Source organism: Myxococcus sp. XM-1-1-1 (genome assembly GCF_020037095.1).
GTDB lineage: Bacteria > Myxococcota > Myxococcia > Myxococcales > Myxococcaceae > Myxococcus > Myxococcus fulvus.
Genome location: NZ_JAIQDH010000004.1, coordinates 78,371 through 97,993, shown reverse-complemented (window position 1 = coordinate 97,993; position 19,623 = coordinate 78,371). Strand labels below are relative to the sequence as shown.

Genomic DNA, 19,623 nt, shown 5'->3' with positions numbered 1-19,623 from the left:
AGGCTCCTGGTCGCCGGAGGGGTTCCGAGGGGATGCCGGGCTGGCGTAGTCTGTCCCTCCCCCTCTGGCCTGGTTGATGACCGCCTCCCACTCCGTTGCACCTCCGAGCCGCTCCCAGCACGGCCCCTCCGAGCGGGAGGTGGACGCGTTCTGCATGCAGTACGCGCCCCGCGCGCCGGGCCACCCCGCCGTGCGCGACCTGTACCGGCTCTTGCGCGACGTCCCCGAGGAGGGCCTGGAGGCACGGCTCACCTGGGTGGAGCGGTGGATGGCGTGGCTGCGCGAGCGCCTCCCCGCGCACGCCCTGGTGGACGACACCGAGCCGCAGCAGCCCCCCGCGGACGCGAGGCTCGCGCTGATGGTGCGCGTGCTGGAGGGCGAGCCCGCCATGCGCGCGAGCCTCACCCTCCTGGTGTCCGGCGTGTGCGACGGCAGCCGGGGCCTGAAGCTCTTCGCCCAGGTGGGGCTGCCCGCGGGCCAGGGCTTCTTCGCGGAGGCGTCCGACCGGCTGGCCCGGGCGGTGCTGCCCGCGCCGCCCGAGCCCGGCAAGCTGTCGGAGCTGCTCCTGCGGCTGTTCCCCGTGCCCGAGGACGCGGTGTGGCTCGCCCACCTGTCGCCCGCCCTGCTCGCGAAGCTGTCCGCGCTGGTGGGCGAGCCGCGCCCCCCCATGCCCCAGCCGGGCGCCCGCGTGCGCGCGGACCTGATGGACGCGCTGTTGCTCCTGGCCCTGCAGACGGCGGCGCTGGGCACCACCGAGGACGTGAGGGACCGCACGCCGGAGACCTCGCTGCGCGCCTCGCCCTTCCTGCGGCTGCGGCTGGTGTGCGACGCGGTGCTGGCGCGCGACGCGGCCCAGGACACCCTGCGGGACCTGAGCACGTGCGTGGACGACTGCCGACGGGTGGTGGGCAGCGTGTCGCGGCACCTGGAGGAGGCGGGCGTCAGCGTGGACCTGGTGTACCGGCTGGAGCGCATCCGCCGGAGCCTGGAGCGCATGGAGGCCATCGCGCGGGTGCTGGGCGCGCCCCGGGGCGAGCCGCGCTGGCGTGAGGCGCTGGGCCTGCTGTCGGACCTGCTGCGGCGGGCGCACGCGGACCGCTCCGTGGTGGAGCTGGCGCGGCGCAACGTGCGGATGCTGGCGCGCAAGATCATCGAGCGCGCGGGCCACTCGGGAGAGCACTACATCACCACCACGCGCCCGGAGTTCCACGCCATGGTGCACTCGGCGGCGGGCGGCGGACTGGTGACGGCCGTCGCGGTGGCCAGCAAGTTCCTGCTCGCCACGCTGCCGCTGGCCCCGCTCTTCGCGTTCCTGGGCGTGGGCCTCAACTACGCGGTCGCGTTCCTGCTCATCCAGGCGCTGGGCTTCACGCTGGCCACCAAGCAGCCCTCCGTCACGGCGGCCACGCTGGCGGGCGCCATCGGCGAGGGCGCGCGGGGGGACCGGCTCTCCAGCCTGGTGGACATCATCCCGCGCATCACCCGCTCCCAGCTGGCCGCCTTCGCGGGAAACCTGGGCTGCGTGCTGCCCGCGGCCGTGGTGCTGGCCCTGCTGTGGCAGGTGGCCACGGGGCAGCCGTTCTTGAGCCCCGCCAAGGCCCAGGCCACGGTGGCCTCCATGCACCCGTGGAAGAGCGGCGCGCTGTTGTACGCGGCCCTCACCGGCGTGCTGCTGTGGCTGTCCAGCGTGGCGGGCGGGTGGCTGGAGAACTTCGTGGTGTACCGGCGGCTGCCGGAGGCGCTCGCGCACCACCGACTGACGCGCAGGCTGCTCGGGGAGCGGGGCGCGCACCGGCTCGCGGAGGGGCTGGCGCACGCGGCGTCGGGTCTGGGCGCCAACGTGACGCTGGGCTTCCTCCTGGCGCTGATGACGATACTGGGGCGCTTCGTGGGGCTGCCCCTGGACATCCGCCACGTCACCTTCGCGCTCGGCGGCCTGGCCATGGCGGGCGCGGCGCTGGGCCCGCACGGGGTGCTCCAGCCGGACTTCCTGTGGGCGCTCGTGGGCGTGGGGCTCATCGGGGTCATCAACTTCGCGGTGTCGTTCAGCCTGGCGCTGGGGGTGGCCGTTCGCGCGCGCGACGTGCCCACCGCGGAGGCCCTGCCGTTCCTGCGGGCGGTCGTGGCCCGCTTCCTCTCGGCCCCCCGCTCCTTCTTCCTGCCCCCCGGGGAGCCCCCGGCGGCCCCCGCCCTGGAGCACGGCGGCTCCTGACGGGGCGTTTATTCCCAGGGTCCGAGCGGCCCTTCCTCGCGGCCCGGGAGCCGGCCGGGCAGGTCATGCCGCGCTTCCGGGGCCGGGCGTTTGCCGCTAGGGTCGCCGCGAATGAGCGGCGCTCCTCGAAACCCGAACTCCCATTCTCGCTTCGCCTACAGCTTCGCGAGGCTCCTGGTCCGCCGGCCCGGCACCGTCCTGGCCGTGCTGCTGACGCTGCTGGCCGTGTCCACCTGGGCCACGCTGCAGCTGCGCATCAACTCGAACCAGCTCGACCTCATCTCCCAGGACCTCCAGGAGGTGAAGGACGTCAAGCAGGTCATCGACATGGTGGGCGGCAGCGGCTTCCTGATGCTGGCCCTGCGCTCGACGGACGAGGCCGCCATGAAGCGCACGGCGGACGACATCGCCGGCATGCTCCAGGCGGACAAGGAGCACGTGCGCACCGTCAGCTACAAGCTGCCGGTCGAGTTCATCCAGCAGAACATGGTCCTCTTCGTGAAGACGGAGGACCTGGTGGAGGGCAAGCGCCGCATCATGGCCTTCCTCGAGGACAAGCTGCGCCGCAGCAACCCCTTCTACATCGACATGGGCGCCACCAAGCCCGTGGAGCTGAACCTCCAGGACCTGGTCGACAAGTACTCGTCCGTCGGCAAGAAGAGCATCCGCGACGACTACAACATCTCCGCCGACAAGAAGATGGTGCTCATCCTCATCAAGCCGATGTGGGACACCACGGAGATTGGCAAGACGAAGGACTACCTCGACAAGCTCAACAAGGACCTGGCCGCGTACTCCACGCAGGCCGGCAAGGTGAAGCTCGTCGAGGACTACAAGCTGATGGGCGACGCGAAGACCATCGCCTACGGCTACACCGGCTCGTACAAGACGACGGTGGATGACTCGTTCGCGATCGAGGAGTCGCTCGAGCCCGTCACCATCATCGCGCTGGTCACCATCTTCCTCATCACCATCGTCTTCTTCCGGAAGCTGGCGCCCACGTTCATCGTGGTGAGCGGCACGGTGATTGGCACCATCTACACGCTGGGCTTCACCTACGCGACGATTGGTGAGCTCAACATGATCACGTCCATCCTGGGCGGCATCCTGATGGGCTTCGGCATCGACTACGGCATCCACTTCACCTTCCGCACGCGGCTGGAGCTGGGCGCGGGCAAGCCGTACGACGAGGCCATCGTGGACGCCTTCGTCAACGCGGGCCGGCCGGCGGCGGTGGCCGCGGTGGTGACGGGTGGCTCGTTCTTCGTGCTGATGGTGAGTGAGTTCCGCGGCTTCTCCCAGTTCGGCTTCCTGGCGGGCTGCGGCACGCTCATCCTGGGCCTGACGCTGTTCGTGTGGAGCGCGTCGCTGCTGGCGCTGTTCGGCCGCATCAACCCGGCGTGGCCCAAGAAGCTCATCGGCGAGATGAAGCCGCCGCCGACCAACTCCTCCAGCGGCCAGGAGCTGCGCATCCCCCGCCCCGGGCTGGTGCTGGGCGTGAGCACCGCGCTCGTCGCGCTCATCTGCGCGGCGGCCGTGCCCTGGGCCGGCACGGGCGAGCCCCCCGAGGGCAACCTGGGCTTCTTCGAGCGCGTGAAGCACGGCGTGGGCTTCAACTACAACACCCGCGCGCTCATCCCGGACGGCATGTCGTCGGTGTTGCTGCAGGACGAGATCAACGCCCGCTTCAACATCTCCAGCGACCCCATGGCCATCTACACCAAGGACCTGGACGAGGCGGAGGGCATCTACCGCGAGCTGACCGACCACCCGGAGAAGTACCCGTCCATCGACCAGGTGGTGAGCGTCTTCACCTTCGTGCCGCCGGAAGCCACGGCCAAGGCCAACGAGAAGGTGCTGCAGGAGTGGAAGCAGGACATGGCGAACCTGGAGGCGCGCGGCTTCTCCATCGCCGCGCTGCCGCCGGAGATGCAGGAGAACGCCAGCTTCTTCATGAAGGTGCTCGACGCGAAGCCCTTCGACGTGCACGGCGTGCCGGCCAACTACAAGAGCCAGTTCCAGAACCTGCCCAGCGCGCAGCCGGAGAACCGCGGCTGGCTGACGTTCATCTATTCGAGCGTGGACCTGTTCGACGGCCAGAAGATGATGCAGTTCGCCGACGAGACGCGCGCCATCCCCGCCACCTACTACCCGGGCCGCTTCGACAAGGATGACTTCGACCCGAAGACGCCGACGGCGCAGAAGGAGTTCCGCGCCGCGGGCGCCACGCAGCTGTACGCGAAGCTGGCGCGCATCGTCCTCTGGGACGGCAAGGTCACGGTGGTGCTCACCGCGCTGTGGATTCTGGCGATGCACTTCCTGGACTTCCGCAACGCGAAGCTGGCGCTGGCGTCCGTGATTCCGCTGGGGGTGGGCGTGGCGATGATGCTGGGCATCATGTCGCTCGTCGGCCTGCGGCTGAACTTCATGAACATCATCATCCTGCCCATCCTCCTGGGCTTCGGGGTGAGCCACGGCCTGTACCTGCTGCACCGCTTCCTGGAGGGCACCTCCCCGCTCGTGGCGCTCAGGAGCGTGGGCGCGGCGGTGGCGTCCTCCACGCTGACGGCCGTGGCGGGCTTCGCGGCGCTCTTGGCCGCGGCGCACAACGGACTGCGCTCCATGGGCATGGTGGCCTGCATCGGCCTCATCACCACGCTGGTGGTGTCCTTCACCGTGCTGGCCGCGGTGATGCAGCTCATGCATGACCGCCGCCAGCGCGAGTCCCCGCCGGGCGACGGCACGGGCAGCGCCTCCGGCGAGGATGGCTCGACGCGGGCGGCCTGAGCGGCGCGTTCATCGACGTCACACAACCGCGCGGTAACGAGGCCCCCTCTCCTTCGTGAGGAAGGGGGGCCGGGAGAGGGAGACATCATGAGGCTGATGCGATGGGCGCCCGTGCTCGGGCTGGGGTTGCTCGCGGGCTGTTCGGCGGTGAAGAGCCACCGCGTGCGGCCGGACTACGCGCAGGTGGACCGCAAGCAGACCAAGCGGCTGGTGGTGGTGGCGCAGCCCCTGCCGGACGAGAAGCCCGCGGTGGGGGAGCTGTGGAGCCTCATCGCCCGCCAGTGGGTGAACCAGAACCGCGACTTCATCGTGAAGGACAACGTCGCGCTGCCCGGCCGCCCCACCACGGACACCACCTTCAAGGAGCTGTGCACCGAGGGCGTGGAGGGCGTGCTCTGGCTGGACCCCACCATCCAGTTGAAGGGCGACGGCGCGGAGGCCGAGGTGAAGGCGCAGCTGCTCCGCTGCAGTGATGGCGAGGAGGTCTGGGCGGCCCAGGCCGCGGGGAGCTGGGGCTCACGCGACGAGGACTACGCGGCGCGGGTGCAGAAGTTCAGCCAGGAGCTGGGCGAGGAGGTGGCGCCGTACGTCGTGCCCACCACCAAGCTGCTCGCCGCCACGCTCGACACGCTGCCCAATCCCGAACTCACCGAAGCGGACAAGGACGAGAAAATCGAGCTGGGTGAGTAGGTTCCTCCCATCGTGGAGGAGACGCTCATCGTCATGAGGCTGGGGGTCGCGGCGCTCTTGGGCGCCGTGCTCGGCCTGGAGCGCGAGCTCAACGGCCAGGCCGCGGGGCTGCGCACCCACATCATCGTGTCGCTGGGGGCGTGCCTCTTCACGCTCGCCGGCATCTTCGTCGAGACGTCCCTGGGGCAGGACTCGCCCAAAGGCTCGCAGGCGGACATCAGCCGCATCGCCAGCCAGGTGGTGGTGGGCATCGGCTTCCTGGGCGCGGGCGCCATCATCCGCGACCAGGGCCACGTGAAGGGGCTGACGACGGCGGCCAACCTGTGGCTCACCGCGTCCGTGGGGCTCGCGGTGGGCATGGGCTTCCACTGGGCGGCCGTCACCACGGTGGTCATCGCCCTGGTGGCGCTGGCGGGCCTGCGCCCCCTGGAGAAGGCCATCCGCGGGCACCGCGCCCGCCGGGGCCTGAAGGTGGAGGGCCGCCGCCCCGAGCCCCCGGAGGACGAGAGCCCGGAGTGAACGGGCCGCGCCCTACCTGTCCCAGTCCGCGGGGGCCGCGCCGAGCGCGCCCGTCGCGTCGTGCTGGAGCGGCACACGCCGGGCCACCTCGCCGCGCGCCGCCAGCACGTCCGGCCTGACGCCGGGCAGGCTGGCCAGGTCCTCGCGCAGGTACACGTCGTCGCGGTCGATGTCCGTCACGTCGGAGAAGGACACGCGGTAGTCGCGCGGGAAGTAGCTGCCCTTCTCGATGAGGAACCCCGCCGCGTCCACGGCGGTGATGAGGCCCAGGTTCTCCCCGTCCCTGTCCCTGGCCGTCATGCCCTTCTGGATGTCCGCTGGATTGAACACACCCGCCTCCCGAAGTCCGGTGCCGACCTGGAAGTTGGGCATGCCCGCCCTCCTCCGGCACGGGGCCCCTGCCCGGCGGGCGGGCAGCCGGGCCCTCGCCTCGCGCTCCAGGGAGTGCGAGGCGGGCTTCAGCCCGTGGTGCGTCCGGACGGCGTGTCGCCGGGGGACTCGTGGGCGGGCGCGGGCTCCGGCGTGTCGACGAAGCGCCGGTCCATCTCCGTGCGCATGAAGCGCTCGATTTCCTCCGCGGTGGTCAGCTCCATCGCCTCGCGCAACAGCTCCGTCGCGTCCTTGCGGCCCACCCGGCGCAGGAAGCGTTTGACGGCCGGAATCTGCCCGGACGTCATGGACAGCTCGTCGAACCCGAGCGCCAGCAGCACCAGCGTGTAGAGCGGGTCTCCCGCCATCTCCCCGCACATGGACACGGGGATGTTGGCCGCCTTGGCCGCGTGGACGATGGTCTCCAGCATGCGCAGCACCGACAGGTGCAGCGGACGGTAGAGGTAGGCCACCTCGCGGTTCTGGCGGTCGATGGCCAGCGAGTACTGGATGAGGTCGTTGGTCCCCACCGAGAAGAAGTCCGCCTCCTGCGCCAGCCGGTCGGCAATCATCGCCGCGCTGGGCGTCTCCACCATGATGCCCACCGGGAAGCGCTTGCCCACGGGCACGCCCGCGCGGCCCAGCTCGGTGCGGCACGCCTCCAGCTCGCTGCGGGCCTCGCGCAGCTCGCTCACCCCGCAGATGAGGGGGAACATCAGCCGCAGGTTGCCGTGCACGCTGGCGCGCAGGAGCGCGCGCAGCTGGACGCGGAACAGCTCCCGGTTGGACAGGCAGTAGCGGATGGCCCTCAGGCCCATCGCCGGGTTGGGCTCCTTCTCGTGCTTCGTCTTGCCCGGCACCTTGTCGCCGCCCAAATCCAACGTGCGGATGGTGACGGGCTTGCCGCCCATGGCCTCCAGCACCTGCCGGTAGGCGCGGTAGTGCTCCTCCTCCGTGGGCGCCGTCTTGCGGTCCAGGAACATGAACTCGGTGCGGTACAGGCCGATGCCCTCCGCGCCGTGCGCCAGGAGGGACGGAATCTCCTCCAGGAACTCCATGTTGCCGTTGAGCCGGATGCGGAAGCCGTCGGTGCTCACCGCCTCCAGGTCCTTGGTGGCCAGCGCCAGCTGCTCGGCCTCCTGGTGGCGGCGCTGCTCCTCGCGGAAGCTCTGGAGCTGCTCCTCCGTGGGGTTCACCAGGATGATGCCCCGGGTGCCGTCCATGGCCACCAGGTCCCCGGGGGAGATCTGCTCGCTGGCGCGGCCGGCGCCCACCACCGCGGGCGTCTCCCGCGCGCGGGCGACGATGGCGGTGTGGCTCGTCTGACCGCCCAGGTCCGTCACGAAGCCCGCCACGCGGCCGCTGCGCGCCATCAGCGACGCGTCCGCGGGCGGCAAATCATGCGCGACGACGATGGCCTCCGCGGGGACCTCCACCTCCTCGTCCACCACCTGGCCCATCAGGTTGCGGATGATGCGGTCCGCCACGTAGTCCACGTCCGAGCGGCGCTCGCGGAAGTACTCGTCCGGGATGTTGTCGAACAGGTGCTTTATCTTGCGGGCCACCCGCCGGACGGCCCACTCGGCGTTGATGCGGTCCTCGACGATGAGCTGGTTGACGGCGTCCACCAGCATCGGGTCGTGGAGCATCAGCCGGTGCGCCTCGAGGATGAGCGCGTGGTCGCTGCCCTCGGTGCGCGTAATCTGTTCCTTGAGCTCGGCGAGCTGGCGGTCCGACAGGTCCACCGCCGTCTTCATCCGCATCCGCTCGGGCTCGACCTCCGCCTCCGCCAGCCGCAGCTTGGGCGTGCGGATGCGCTTCCTGTCCAGGATGAAGGCGTGGCCGACCGCCACGCCGGGTGAGGCGCCGATGCCCATCAACCTCAGTGTGGGAGTGGCCTGGCTGCTCACGTGTCTTTGTTCCCTCCCCGTCCTACCGCATTTGCATTGTCATCCGTCACTTGGACTCGCCAAAACGGTCGGCGATGAGCTTTGCCAGCTCCTGGAGACACGCGTCGGCGTCATCTCCCTTACAGGTCAGCTTCACCTGCACCCCCTGGGCGGCCGCCAGCATCAGCACCCCCATGATGGACTTGGCGTTGGCCCGCTGTCCCTGCGCCTCGATGAGCACGTCGCTCTTGAAGCGGTTGGCCACCTTGACCATCTGCGCCGCGGCCCGGGCGTGCAGCCCCAGCTCGTTGATGATCTCGTATGTTCCCTCGGCCACCGTTGCCATTCGCGACTCCTACCTCTCGTCTTAAAGGAAGGCACCCGCCGCGCAGGCCAGCGTCGCCGCGAGGTAGAGCACCACGTAGTTGGGCACCCGACGGCTGACCAGCACGTAGGATGCAACCCCCAGGGCCAGACACCCGGCCGCCAGGAAGGGCGCGTGCGCCCCGCCCGCGTTCGCCCCGAAGGACACCGCCAGCCACGCCGCCAGCCCGCCGGCGCACAGCGCCGCCACCGTCCGCAGCCGCGCCCCCCGGGCCGGCAGGTTGGCCTTCGCCACCGCCTCCACCAGCCGGTCCCCCAGGGTGAGCCCCAGCCAGTACAGCCTCACCCGGAGCAGCAGGTGCACCAGGTTGTAGAGCACCAGGAAGACGGGCACCGCCCACAGGCCCAGGAGCGGCACCAGCGCCGCCCCCACCGCGCCCGCCGCGGGCTTGAGCGACAGCCAGAAGAACCCGTCCCCCAGCGCCGCCAGCGGCCCCATCAGCGCCGCCTTGAAGGCCACCACCTTGTCCGGGGTCTCCTCCCCCCGACAGATGCGCTCCTCGTGGAAGACGACGCCGCCGACAATCGCCGCGGCGACGTAGGGGTGCGTGTTGAAGAAGACCAGGTGCCGGCGCACCGCCTCCTCGCGCGCGGCGCCCGCCGCGTACAGCCACTCGAGCGCGGGGAACACCGCGTAGGCCAGCCCCAGGTTCTGCATGCCCTTGGGGTTCCACGACGCCTGCAGGAAGAGCGAGCGCATGAAGACGCGCAGCAGCACTCCCCAGGGAAGCGTGGTGTCCGGAGCGCTCACGCGTCATGCCCCTGGAGCACGTACAGCACCACCGCCACCGTCACCGCCGCCGCGCCCAGGGCCGCGTACAGGGGCGCCTTCCGGGCGTGGCTGCCCTGCGCCGCGATGGCCGCCGCCACCGAGGCCATGGCCGGCCACGCCCACGCCAGCCCCCGCACCAGCATGGGCGGCAGCGACTGCAGCGCCGGCTCCACGAAGAAGCCCGCGAGCGCGCACAGGGCCGTCAGCACGCCGTACACCACGAAGTGCGGCCACATGCCCCACAGGTTCTGCCGCATGGCGCGCGTGAGGTTGCCGGCCTCCGCGGAGGCGAGCGCCACGCGCGCCAGCCGGGCCGAGTAGCCCTCCAACAGCCGGTCCGCGCGCCGCCCCACCCGGCCCATGCCGATGAACAGCAGCACCGCGAGCGACCAGATGGCCGGCGTGGAGCCCGCGCCCGAGGCGAGCGTAATCGTGCACGCCGCCGCGCTGGTGGCGGTGGCCGCCAGCGTGTCGTTCTCCGGCAGGGACGCGCCCAGGTTGGCGGTGCCCAGGAAGAACAGCTCCAGGAGCAGCCCCACGCCCAGGCCCGAGGGCACGTCGTTGAGCAAGAGCCCCATCACGGTGGAGGCCACCAATGGGCGCGACAGCATGGCCTGCAGGAACGCCTTGCGCTCCACGGCCACCAGTCCGCCCCACAACCCCGCGAGCGCCACCTGGGTCCAGAGGACGCTCACGTGTTCACCCGGCCTTCACCCACCGCTCGGAGAGGTCCGGCAGCTCCACGGGCTTCTCCGCGGGGACGGCTCGGGCCTCCACGCGCACGCCCTGCTCGGCCAGCTGCTGCAGCGTGCGCAGCTCCGCCTCGGCCAGGAACACGGAGGGGGACACCTGCCGGCGCCCCGTGCCGAAGTGCACGTTGCCCAGGTTGAGCTCGCCCAGGGAGAGCCCGTGCGCATACGCGAAGGGCACCGAGGCCACGTCGCGCAGGAGCACCAGCGTGCGCACCCCGTCCTTGGACAGGGCGGCGAAGTCCACCTGGGACAGGGGGAGGATCTGCACCTCGATGGCGCTCTGCACCGCGAGCGCCATGGCGGCGCGGATGAGCGGGCTGGAGGCAGCCTCGTCATCCGCGACGACGACGCGGGAGACCTTGAGGTGCGGCAGCCAGGCCTCGACGACCTGGCCGTGGATGAGGCGGTTGTCGACGCGGACCAGGGTGATCACAGCCGTCTCGAATCGCCGACCCGCGCCACTTGGTCAAGTTCGCGGCTGCTGCTGGGCCTCGCGAAGCAGGGCGGATGCACAGGTGATGTTGCGCTGACCATAGGACGCGAGCTGGTTGGCCATCTCCGGGAGGGTCATCTGCTCGGAGCGAAGCGAGTTGGCCTTGAGGAGCATGGGCAGGTTGACGCCCGCCAGGACCTCCAGGTTCATGCGCTGACACATCATCAGCGACTCCTTGCAGGGCGTACCTCCGAACAGGTCCGCGAGGATGATGACGCCATCACCCGTGTCCACGCGCGACACCGCCTGCTTCATCTTCGCGCGGAGGTCCTCGACGGGAGTCCCCGGCTCGATGTTGCAGGTTGCCACCGCGGGGAGCTTCCCCACGATCTGTTCCGCGGTGGAGACCAGCTCCTCCGCCAAACGCCCGTGCGATGCGACGACGAGGCCGACCATGTTCACTCCTGACCAACCCCCCGAGGCTGCGTCCTACGCCTGAACGGCATCTTGCGCAACCTCGGCGAAAGTTTCCGCCCTGTACCCGTAGCTAAGCTCTCACGTCTTGTCTCGAAAGGTAAGACGCCATTGCTTCCCGTGCCCGAAATTTCGGGTCCGGCCGCGCGCAGGGCTGTCGCCTGCCGGACGTGGGAGCAACACGCGCCGCCCCCACGCTGATTCAGATGCGGTGGAAGTATCGCGGATGCGTGCGGCGCGGTTGCGCGTGACACCGCGCCCACGCGCTCTCTCGGAAAGCGAGGGGACAGGCTGTGCACCCCGTGCGTGTTGGCGCTCGTCCGCAAGCTCGCCCCTCCCTCGGGGGCATGGTTGACTGACGCGTCGACGGCACGGGGCTGTAGCACCGGGTGCGTGCGGGAGGAGCCAAGCGTGGCGAAGAACAAGCTGCTGAAGCAGGGCGATGTGCTGCCGGACGTGACGCTGACGGGCGCGGGCAACCAGCCGGTGCGCCTCAAGGACCTGGTGGGGCAGAAGGTGCTCGTCGTCTACTTCTACCCGCGCGACGACTCACCGGGTTGTACCGTGCAGGCCTGCGGGTTGAGAGATCAGTACGAGGACTTCGTCGCGGCGGGCGCGGAGGTGGTGGGCATCAGCGGCGACTCGGTGGCGTCCCACCAGGGCTTCGCCGCCAAGCACCGCCTGCCCTTCGTGCTGCTGAGCGACGAGAAGGGTCAGGCGCGCGAGGCCTTCGGCGTGGGCGCGTCGTTCCTCGGCATGCTGCCCGGCCGCGTCACCTTCGTGGTGGACCGCCAGGGCATCGTCCAGGACAGCTTCGAATCCCAGCTTCGCGTGGGCGAGCATGTGCGCCGCGCGCTGGAGCTCGTCCGCTCGCTCGCCTCCAAGAGCGCCGCTTCTCCCTGAGCCACGACGCAACCCCTGCACGCGCGCGTGAGGGCCGATACCGCGGCCGCACGCGCGCGTCCCAGGCGCGAACACCTTGCGCGGGCCCTGATGGCGCGCGCCCCCCCGGGCCCGCTTCAACCGCGCGAAGTGCATGGGGTTTCCCGCCCGGACGGGTCATGGCCCACGCCTTGCTCATGGGTCCGGGTGCCACGCGATGGACGCGCGGCGCCACGCAAGGAACCCAGGCCATGAACACCCAGACTGAAAGCCTCTACGACGCCGTCCTCTTCGCGCTCGGCCCCGTGGTGCTCGGGTACGCCGTCGGCATGGTGGCGCTGCTCGTCGCCTACGCGCGCCCGTAGCCACCCGACATGTCGGGCCTGGACGGGGTGGAGTGAACGGAGCTATAAGCTGCATAGCGCGACAGGACCGCATTCTCCGAATGAGGACCGCCGCGCGCTCCGCGAAGTCACTCCCCAAAGCAATCCCCGAAAGGAAGTCCCCGACATGAGCTTCAGCTCAGGTGGTCGCCTCAATGGGTGGATGGGTGCCGTTGTCAGCGTGTCGCTGTTGGCGGCGTGTGGTGCGCCGGACGAGCGTGCGGGAGAAACGCCCACCGCCGGCGAGAGCGCGCGTGACGCGGTCGCGGGCGATGTGGCGGTGAAGCTGTCGGTGCCGAGCCAGTCCTACGCGGCGCGCGAGGGCGTCAACGTGCAGGTGACGCTCACCAACGTGTCGCGGGACACGGTGCGGGTGCTCAAGTGGCACACGCCGACGGACGGCATCAAGGAGGACCTGTTCCAGGTGACGGTGGACGGGCAGAAGGCGGAGTACAACGGCCGTCACTACAAGTGGGCCACGCCGGCGACGACGGACTTCCTGCGCCTGGCGGCCGGAGAGAGCGTCTCCTACACGGTGGACCTGGCCACCATCTACGACTTCGCGAAGACGGGCAGCTACAGCATCCGCTACGACTCGGAGGGCCACCACTCGGACGAGGGCCACCAGGGCCTGTCCCAGCTGGCCTCCGACAGCCTGAGCGTGTTCGTGGAGGGCCGTCAGTTCCAGCCGCCCGTCGCCTGGGGCAACGACACCGTCTCCGCGCAGGCGCTGTCCACGTCGAGCTGCACGGGCTCGCGCCCGGCCTCCACGGTGTCGACGGCGTTCACCACCGCGCAGTCGATGACGAACGGCGCCGTCAACTACCTGAACGGCACCATCGGCCAGCGCTACACCACATGGTTCGGCACGAACACCGCGACGAACGTGGCCACCATCCGGTCGCACTTCGCGGCCATCAAGAACGCGTTCGACACGAAGAACGTCGTCGTCGACTGCGCTTGCACGGACAGCGCCTACGCGTACGTCTACAAGAACGGGCACTACCGCATCTACGTGTGCAACGCCTTCTGGAGCGCGCCCATGTCCGGCACCGACTCCAAGGGCGGCACGCTGGTCCACGAGATGAGCCACTTCACCGTGGTGGCGGACACGGATGACCACGCCTACGGCCAGAGCGCCTGCCGCAGCCTGGCCACGTCCAACTCCGCGCGCGCCCGCGACAACGCAGACAGCCACGAGTACTTCGCGGAGAACACGCCCGCGCTGCCGTGACAGCGCGCCGTTGACATGATGTGAAGGGGAAGCGGGGGCGCGGCCGGGCGTCCCCGCTTTCTTTTTTGTCGAGGGGCGCGCCTTTCGCGCTCCCGGAGCGAAGGGCGGAGGGTCCAACACATGAAGCACGCACACGCAGGTCGCATCGCGCTCTTGACCGCGGCCATCGCCGTGGCGGGCTGCGCGGCCCGCAAGGAAGAGGCGCCGCCGCCAGTCGACGCGCGGCCCGAGGAGACGGCAGCCATGGCGAAGAAGACGCTGGAGTGCTCGCTGAGCGCGCCCGCCCAGGTGAAGGCGGGCGAGCCGGTGGAGGTGCGCTTCAAGCTCACCAACACCTCCGAGCAGCCGGTGTACGTGCTCAAGTGGCACACGCCGCTGGAGGGCGTCCGCAACAACTTCTTCAAGGTGACGCTCGCGGGCTCCGCCACGGAGCAGCCCTACCTGGGCCCCATGGTCAAGCGCGGGCCGCCGGACGCGTCCTCCTACGCCACGCTCGCCCCGGGCGCGTCGGAGGAGCGCAGCGTCGACGTGGCGCAGGTGTATGGCGTCCAGACGCCGGGCACCTACCGCATCCACTTCGAGGGCCCGCTGATGGACGTCACCACGGACGCGGCGAAGGTGCCCGCCCTCAACGGCGAGTTCCACGACACCGCGGTGGACTGCCCCGACATCGAAGTGACGGTGACCTGACCCGGAGCCGGGCGCGCGCGGCCCTCAGGCCATCACCAGCCGCGCGCGCTGCTTCGCCGGACGGATGTGGGCGCGGGCCCCCGCGCCGAACGCGAGGAAGTCCTCCTCCATCCCGTCGCTGAAGATGACGCCCCCCGACGGCATCCGCGACTCCAGCACCAGTTCCTGCTCGGGCGTCACGAAGCCGCCCACCAGCTCCGCGCTCGAGTTGCGGCTGACGAAGGGCTCGCGCACCACGAAGGCCAGCCGGGGCTCCTCCCACGACAGCCGCCACTCCCCGCCCGGCACCCCGCCCGTGCGCGCGGTGAGCGCCCGCGCCAGCGTGAAGACGGAGGACAGCCACCCGCTGGAGCCCGCGCCGGTGGACACCAGCACCCCGCTGGACGACTGCGCCTCCTCCTGTCCCCCGTGGCTCAGCCGGTAGCGCGCCGACACGTGCGTGCGGGCGCCGATGAACAGGTCGTTGAACGCGAGCAGCCGCTGCCCGTCCTCCAGCCGCGCCTCCGCCAGCGTGACGCCGCGCGTGCGCGCCTTGCCCTCCAGCACCTTGCGCACCGCGGCCCGGGCCTGCGGGACTTCATAGGGCAACAGCACGCCGTCGAAGCGGTCCGGGTCCGGGTTCACGCCCACCAGCGGCTGCTCCCCCACGTACTTGGCCACGTTCGCCACCAGCCCGTCCTGCCCGGCGACGACGACCACCTCCTTCCCGGTGAAGAGGAAGGTGGGCACCAGGCCGCGGTCCACCTGCTGCACCGGCAGCCCCAGGTCCAGCGAGTCGCGCAGCCGGTCCACCGCGCGCGCGTAGGCCTGGTCCTCGCGCTCGAACTCGTCGAAGTCCTGCCCCGCGTTCTCCACGTAGAACTTCGCCTGCTTCTTCGTGTTGAAGCGCTCCACCAGCCCCGCCAGCCGCGTGCGCCGGGTGACCAGGAGAATCTTCTCGAACATGGCGTGCCCTCCCCTCGGGTGGCTTCAGCGCTCGCGGCCGGGCGACGGCGCGCGCGGCGCGGAGACCTGCGGCGGCTTGCTCCCCGCACCAGCGCTCATCAGCGAGTGGAGCAGGTCCGGCGACACGTTCAGCTCACCGATGCGCTGCGCGTTCTCCGCCATCTCCCGGAAGGCGAGCGCGATGTTGAGCGCGGGGTCCCCGCCGCTCGCCGAGGTGGCCATCAGCGTCTTCCAGTCCACGCCGCGCACGGGCGCCAGCGTCTTCTCCAGCGCGTAGGCGCGCGCGTCCGCGGCCTGCTTCTCGTTCTGGGTCCACCGCTCCATCAGGGCCGCGCGCTGCTCCTCCACCGCGATGTCCGCCGCCATCTTCGCCTCACGCAGCTGCCGCTGGCGCTCCTGCACGGCCAGCTCCGTGGCCAGCTCGCTCTCCTTGATGCGCCGCTCCTGCTCCACCGCGGCGTTGCGGCGCGCGTAGATGGCCTCGTCCGCCTGGCGCTGCAGCCCCTCGCGCGCCTCCGCCTCCAGGGCCCGCGCCATCTCCGGCGTCGGCTTGGCGGAGAGCAGCGAGAACGCCATCACCTCCACCCCCAGCGCGCGGATGGGCTCGGCCGAGGCGAGCGACGCGAGCACCTGGTCCTCAATCGTCTGCGCGCTCACCAGCACCTCGCGCAAGCTCAGGCCCTGCACCACCGTGCGCGCCCGCACCTGGGCCACCTGCACCAGCCGCTCCGGCAGCTTCTCCGGGTCCTCCGAGCGGTAGCGCCCCGACGCCGACAGCGAGTAGTCCAACAACCCCGCAAGCTTGCGCGCGTCCGCCACCCGGTACGTCAGCTGCCCCTGCAGCGTCACCGCCTGGAAGTCCCGCGTCACCTCGTTGAACACGAAGGGCACGTCCGCGCTCGACAGGGGCACGCTCACCAGCGTCGCGGACGGCTTCCAGTAGAAGAACGACAGCCCCGCCCCCTCCCGCACCATCCGTCCCCCCTCGAACTGCATCACGTACGACGTCGGTGCCGCCTTCATGTAGCCGATGACCATGGGGTCCACCCCTCGATGCTTCGCCACTTCGTGTTATTTCGACACCATTATTAGTGTCCAAACGACACGAAGGCAACCCGAAGTGTGACCGCCGGTGGAAGAGTCCCGGAGGTGGGGAACATCCGCGCGGCGACAGGGCCCGCGGATTTCGTGGCGCGACGCGGGGGGCGTGCGCAGCCTTGCGGGGCAAACCGGGTGAGGAACAGGGCACGCCATGCGCATCGCGGTGATTTCGGACCTGCACCTGGGCAGACGCGACGTGGCGGACCACTTCGGCCACGAGGACACGGCCTTCCTGCGCTTCCTGCGGGGGCTGGAGGACGACTTCGAGCGCATCATCCTCCTGGGGGACATCTTCGAGACGCTCACCTCCAGGACCCCGGGACGCCAGGCGGCCGAGCTGGCGGCCGCTCGCGCCGCCCACCCGGAGCTGGTCAGGCGCTTCTCCCAGCCCCAGTACCACTACATCCACGGCAACCACGACCTGGTGGCGGGCACGGTGCTGGGGGCGCCCGAGCAGCTGGTCCTGGAGGCGGACGGGGTGCGGATGCTCTTCACCCACGGTCACCACCACGACTGGGTCATCCGCAAGGCGCGCTGGCTGTCGGAGGCCGCGGTGTGGACGGGCGCGTGGCTCAGGCGCATGCGGCTGCACGCGATGTTCCGCATGTTCCAGGCGCTGGATGTCCGGCTGACGCACGCGACGCCGGACCCGGAGCGCTGCACCTTCCAGCGCTGGGCCCTGGCGCGGGCCCACGAGCAGCAGGCGGACGTCGTCGTCACCGGCCACACCCACCTGGGCATGAAGGTGGAGCACGGCAGCCGGCTGTTCCTCAACAGCGGCACCTGCTCGGAGGGGCAGTTCTCCTTCCTCAGCCTGGACACCCGCGCGGGCCGCTACGCGCTGCACACCTCCTGGTAGGCCGCCTGGCCAGGGAGGCGCGCGAGCGGGCGCCCTCACGTTCCGCTCGCCCCCACCCGGGAGGTGCGAAGTAACATCGGCGGATGTTCAGGCGGCTCACCCAGGCGCTCCGGCTGCTCGCGCGGCGCATTCCGGGTCCGGCCTCCTCCGAAGGGACTCCACGCATGGGCGCGGCACCTTCCGAGGAGACTCCGGACAGGCCCCGCCGTGCGTCCGCCGCGCGGCGAGCTCCCCCGAGGACGGCCCGCGCCGCCCGCTACTTCGACCTTCACGACGACTTCCGCCACCCGGCCCGCCGGGAGCTGAGCGACCCGGTGTCCGTGGAGGGGCGGAAGCTCAACTCCGTCTGGTTCTTCACCTCGGGGGCCCCGGTGCTCCAGCGGGGGCGGCTGAAGCTCACCGTCGAGCCCCCGGGCCGCCCCCTGGACTTCTCGCTGGCCGGTGCGGGGCTCACCCCCGTGGTCCACGCCACCGTGGCCTCCGTCTTCCGGGAGCTGGCCCCGGATGACGTGCAGCTGCTGCCCGTGGAGGTGGAGGGCGAGAGCGAGCCGTACTTCATCCTCGTCGCCACCCGGCTGATGCGCTGTATCGACGAGCGCGCCTGCGCGGAGGTCGCCCACTACACCGCCCAGGACGCCCCTCCCGAGCGCGTGGGCCACTACCGCACCGTGAAGGGCCTGCGCATCGACCCGGAGAAGACCGGCGGCGCCCGCGTGCTGCGCACCTGGGGCTGGCCCGTCAGCCTCATCGTCTCCGAGGGCATCAAGCAGGCCCTGGAGCACGCGGGCGTCAGCGGCGTGCGCTTCGCAGAGGTGACCAGGCCGCCCCCCGCCCGACGCAAACCCCGCCGCAAGAGCCGGCGCAAACCGCGCGGCGAATGACCCACCCGGTCCCGGGCGCTTGATACGCCGGCCACCTGATACCCCAGGAGTCACGAACTTGAGGGGTTGTCAGACGGAATGTATCTTTCTCGCCTTACAGGTTTTACCCGAGGCGACCGTTGGACAGGCTCGACGTGCCGGTGCCGGCCCCCGTGGAAGAGGTCTTCTTCGGGAAGTACAGAATCCTCCAGCGGCTGGCCGCGGGGGGGATGGCGCACATCTTCCTGGCCTCCATCGACGGTCCGGACGGCTTCTCCAAGCCGTGTGTCATCAAGCGGGTGCTGCCGGAGTACGCCAACCTGGAGGCGTTCAGCCGGATGTTCGCGGACGAGGCGAAGGTGGCCGCGCTGCTGACGCATCCGAACATCGTGCAGGTCTTCGACTTCGGGAAGATTGATGGCCAGTACTACCTGGCCATGGAGTGGATCCAGGGTCAGTCGTTGGACCGGGTGCTGCGGCACGCGTGGAAGTCGGCCTTCCCGCTGGGGCAGCGGGTGGCGGTGGACGTGGGCATCGCGGTGGCGGACGCGCTGGCGTACGCGCACTCGAAGACGCTGCCGGACGGCACGCCGCTGAAGCTGGTGCACCGGGACGTGACGCCGGGCAACGTGCTGGTGTCGCGTGACGGCATCGTCAAGCTGGCCGACTTCGGCATCGTCAAGAGCGCGGTCAACGTGGAGCGCACGAGCGTCGGGGTGGTGAAGGGCAAGTACGCGTACATGTCCCCGGAGCAGATAACGAACCGGGAGCTGGACCACCGCTCGGACCTGTTCTCGCTGGGCATCGTCCTCTACGAGGCCTCCACCGGCAAACGCCTGTTCAAGCGCGAGACGGTGGAGCAGACCATCGTCGCCGCCACCCAGGTGCAGGTGACGCCTCCGTCACAGGTGTCACCGGGCTTCGCGCCGGAGCTGGAGCGCATCATCCTGCGGCTGCTGGAGAAGGAGCCGGACGCGCGCTACCAGAGCGCTCGCGAGCTGGCGATGGACCTGGAGCGCTTCCGCGCGTCGCAGCACTGGACATCGGGCGGGCGCGAGCTGGCGTCGCTGGTGACGTCGCTGTTCCCCGCGGACCGCCCCGGGAACACGGGCGCGGCGCTGGCCGCCTTCAGCGGGGTGTCCGGCAGCGGCATGTCCTCCGGGCACATGTCCCCCCTGGACGACGTGCCGGGCGCGCGGCCCGGGCCTCCGGTGGAGGAGCGCACGTCGGCCACGGTGCACAGTCCGCCTCCCGGGCCCCTGCCCGTGGGCGAGCCGCCCTTTCCCTGGCCCGTGGTCCTGACGGCCGGAGCCGCCATCTGTGCCAGTGCCCTGTTCTGGTACTTCGTCGCCTGAGGGTGACGGCCTTCGCGCCGGGGTGGACGCGGC

At 70.6% G+C, this 19,623-nt stretch carries 19 protein-coding genes; 10 read left to right on the top strand and 9 right to left on the bottom strand.

All coding sequences use genetic code 11. The features are described from left to right. Nucleotides 1-76: 76 nt before the first annotated feature. From K8640_RS10895 to K8640_RS10880, 4 genes are all read left to right on the top strand, one after another. A complete protein-coding gene (locus K8640_RS10895; protein ID WP_223746986.1) occupies nucleotides 77-2,212 on the top strand; it encodes a site-specific recombinase in 2,136 nt (711 codons plus the stop codon). Nucleotides 2,213-2,323: 111 nt separating this feature from the next. After that, nucleotides 2,324-4,999 (top strand): RND family transporter, encoded by a 2,676-nt coding sequence (locus K8640_RS10890; protein WP_223746985.1) that lies wholly within the window; start codon nucleotides 2,324-2,326, stop codon nucleotides 4,997-4,999. An 87-nt stretch (nucleotides 5,000-5,086) separates the two neighbouring features. Continuing rightward, nucleotides 5,087-5,689 (top strand): MXAN_6521/LA_1396 family lipoprotein, encoded by a 603-nt coding sequence (locus K8640_RS10885; protein WP_223746984.1) that lies wholly within the window; start codon nucleotides 5,087-5,089, stop codon nucleotides 5,687-5,689. A 12-nt stretch (nucleotides 5,690-5,701) separates the two neighbouring features. After that, nucleotides 5,702-6,208, top strand: a complete 507-nt coding sequence (locus K8640_RS10880; RefSeq protein WP_223746983.1) for an MgtC/SapB family protein — start codon at nucleotides 5,702-5,704, stop codon at nucleotides 6,206-6,208. A 12-nt stretch (nucleotides 6,209-6,220) separates the two neighbouring features. Here K8640_RS10880 and K8640_RS10875 read toward each other — a convergent pair whose 3' ends face one another. The 7 genes from K8640_RS10875 to K8640_RS10845 form a co-directional block, all read right to left on the bottom strand. After that, on the bottom strand, nucleotides 6,221-6,580 hold the full coding sequence (locus tag K8640_RS10875) for a hypothetical protein (protein ID WP_223746982.1): 360 nt from the start codon (nucleotides 6,578-6,580) through the stop codon (nucleotides 6,221-6,223). An 86-nt stretch (nucleotides 6,581-6,666) separates the two neighbouring features. Beyond that, nucleotides 6,667-8,487 (bottom strand): phosphoenolpyruvate--protein phosphotransferase, encoded by a 1,821-nt coding sequence (gene ptsP, locus K8640_RS10870; RefSeq protein WP_074953505.1) that lies wholly within the window; start codon nucleotides 8,485-8,487, stop codon nucleotides 6,667-6,669. A 46-nt stretch (nucleotides 8,488-8,533) separates the two neighbouring features. Continuing rightward, the gene (locus K8640_RS10865) at nucleotides 8,534-8,812 is read right to left on the bottom strand and encodes an HPr family phosphocarrier protein (protein ID WP_141327235.1); all 279 of its coding nucleotides are present in this window, start codon (nucleotides 8,810-8,812) and stop codon (nucleotides 8,534-8,536) included. Nucleotides 8,813-8,833: 21 nt separating this feature from the next. Then, the gene (locus K8640_RS10860) at nucleotides 8,834-9,601 is read right to left on the bottom strand and encodes a PTS system mannose/fructose/sorbose family transporter subunit IID (RefSeq protein WP_141327233.1); all 768 of its coding nucleotides are present in this window, start codon (nucleotides 9,599-9,601) and stop codon (nucleotides 8,834-8,836) included. Beyond that, complete coding sequence (locus K8640_RS10855) at nucleotides 9,598-10,317, bottom strand: PTS sugar transporter subunit IIC (protein WP_223746981.1); 720 nt, start codon at nucleotides 10,315-10,317, stop codon at nucleotides 9,598-9,600. The genes K8640_RS10860 and K8640_RS10855 overlap by 4 nt, the downstream gene beginning before the upstream one ends. Nucleotides 10,318-10,321: 4 nt before the next feature. After that, nucleotides 10,322-10,807: a PTS sugar transporter subunit IIB gene (locus K8640_RS10850; RefSeq protein ID WP_046716356.1), complete on the bottom strand. Its 486-nt coding sequence runs from the start codon at nucleotides 10,805-10,807 to the stop codon at nucleotides 10,322-10,324. A gap of 33 nt (nucleotides 10,808-10,840) precedes the next feature. Then, nucleotides 10,841-11,263, bottom strand: coding sequence for a PTS sugar transporter subunit IIA (locus tag K8640_RS10845; RefSeq protein WP_223746980.1), 423 nt, complete (start codon nucleotides 11,261-11,263; stop codon nucleotides 10,841-10,843). A gap of 429 nt (nucleotides 11,264-11,692) precedes the next feature. Here K8640_RS10845 and K8640_RS10840 point away from each other — a divergent pair, with 429 nt between their 5' ends. The 3 genes from K8640_RS10840 to K8640_RS10830 all read left to right on the top strand — a co-directional run bounded on the left by K8640_RS10840 (nucleotide 11,693) and on the right by K8640_RS10830 (nucleotide 14,470). After that, complete coding sequence (locus tag K8640_RS10840; protein ID WP_223746979.1) at nucleotides 11,693-12,184, top strand: peroxiredoxin; 492 nt, start codon at nucleotides 11,693-11,695, stop codon at nucleotides 12,182-12,184. Nucleotides 12,185-12,673: 489 nt separating this feature from the next. Next, the gene (locus tag K8640_RS10835) at nucleotides 12,674-13,780 is read left to right on the top strand and encodes a M35 family metallo-endopeptidase (RefSeq protein ID WP_223746978.1); all 1,107 of its coding nucleotides are present in this window, start codon (nucleotides 12,674-12,676) and stop codon (nucleotides 13,778-13,780) included. Between the two features lie 120 nt (nucleotides 13,781-13,900). Continuing rightward, nucleotides 13,901-14,470 carry a protease gene (locus K8640_RS10830; protein ID WP_223746977.1) on the top strand — a complete coding sequence of 190 codons (570 nt, stop codon included), beginning with the start codon at nucleotides 13,901-13,903 and terminating at the stop codon, nucleotides 14,468-14,470. A gap of 24 nt (nucleotides 14,471-14,494) precedes the next feature. Here K8640_RS10830 and K8640_RS10825 read toward each other — a convergent pair whose 3' ends face one another. Continuing rightward, nucleotides 14,495-15,415, bottom strand: a complete 921-nt coding sequence (locus tag K8640_RS10825; RefSeq protein WP_223746976.1) for an NAD+ kinase — start codon at nucleotides 15,413-15,415, stop codon at nucleotides 14,495-14,497. 24 nt (nucleotides 15,416-15,439) lie between these two features. Next, nucleotides 15,440-16,453 (bottom strand): SPFH domain-containing protein, encoded by a 1,014-nt coding sequence (locus K8640_RS10820; protein WP_370640336.1) that lies wholly within the window; start codon nucleotides 16,451-16,453, stop codon nucleotides 15,440-15,442. Nucleotides 16,454-16,667: 214 nt separating this feature from the next. Here K8640_RS10820 and K8640_RS10815 point away from each other — a divergent pair, with 214 nt between their 5' ends. From K8640_RS10815 to K8640_RS10805, 3 genes are all read left to right on the top strand, one after another. Continuing rightward, nucleotides 16,668-17,375, top strand: a complete 708-nt coding sequence (locus K8640_RS10815; protein WP_223746974.1) for a metallophosphoesterase family protein — start codon at nucleotides 16,668-16,670, stop codon at nucleotides 17,373-17,375. Nucleotides 17,376-17,458: 83 nt separating this feature from the next. Next, on the top strand, nucleotides 17,459-18,256 hold the full coding sequence (locus tag K8640_RS10810) for an imm11 family protein (RefSeq protein ID WP_223746973.1): 798 nt from the start codon (nucleotides 17,459-17,461) through the stop codon (nucleotides 18,254-18,256). A gap of 119 nt (nucleotides 18,257-18,375) precedes the next feature. After that, a complete protein-coding gene (locus K8640_RS10805) occupies nucleotides 18,376-19,590 on the top strand; it encodes a serine/threonine-protein kinase (protein ID WP_223746972.1) in 1,215 nt (404 codons plus the stop codon). Nucleotides 19,591-19,623 lie beyond the last annotated feature (33 nt).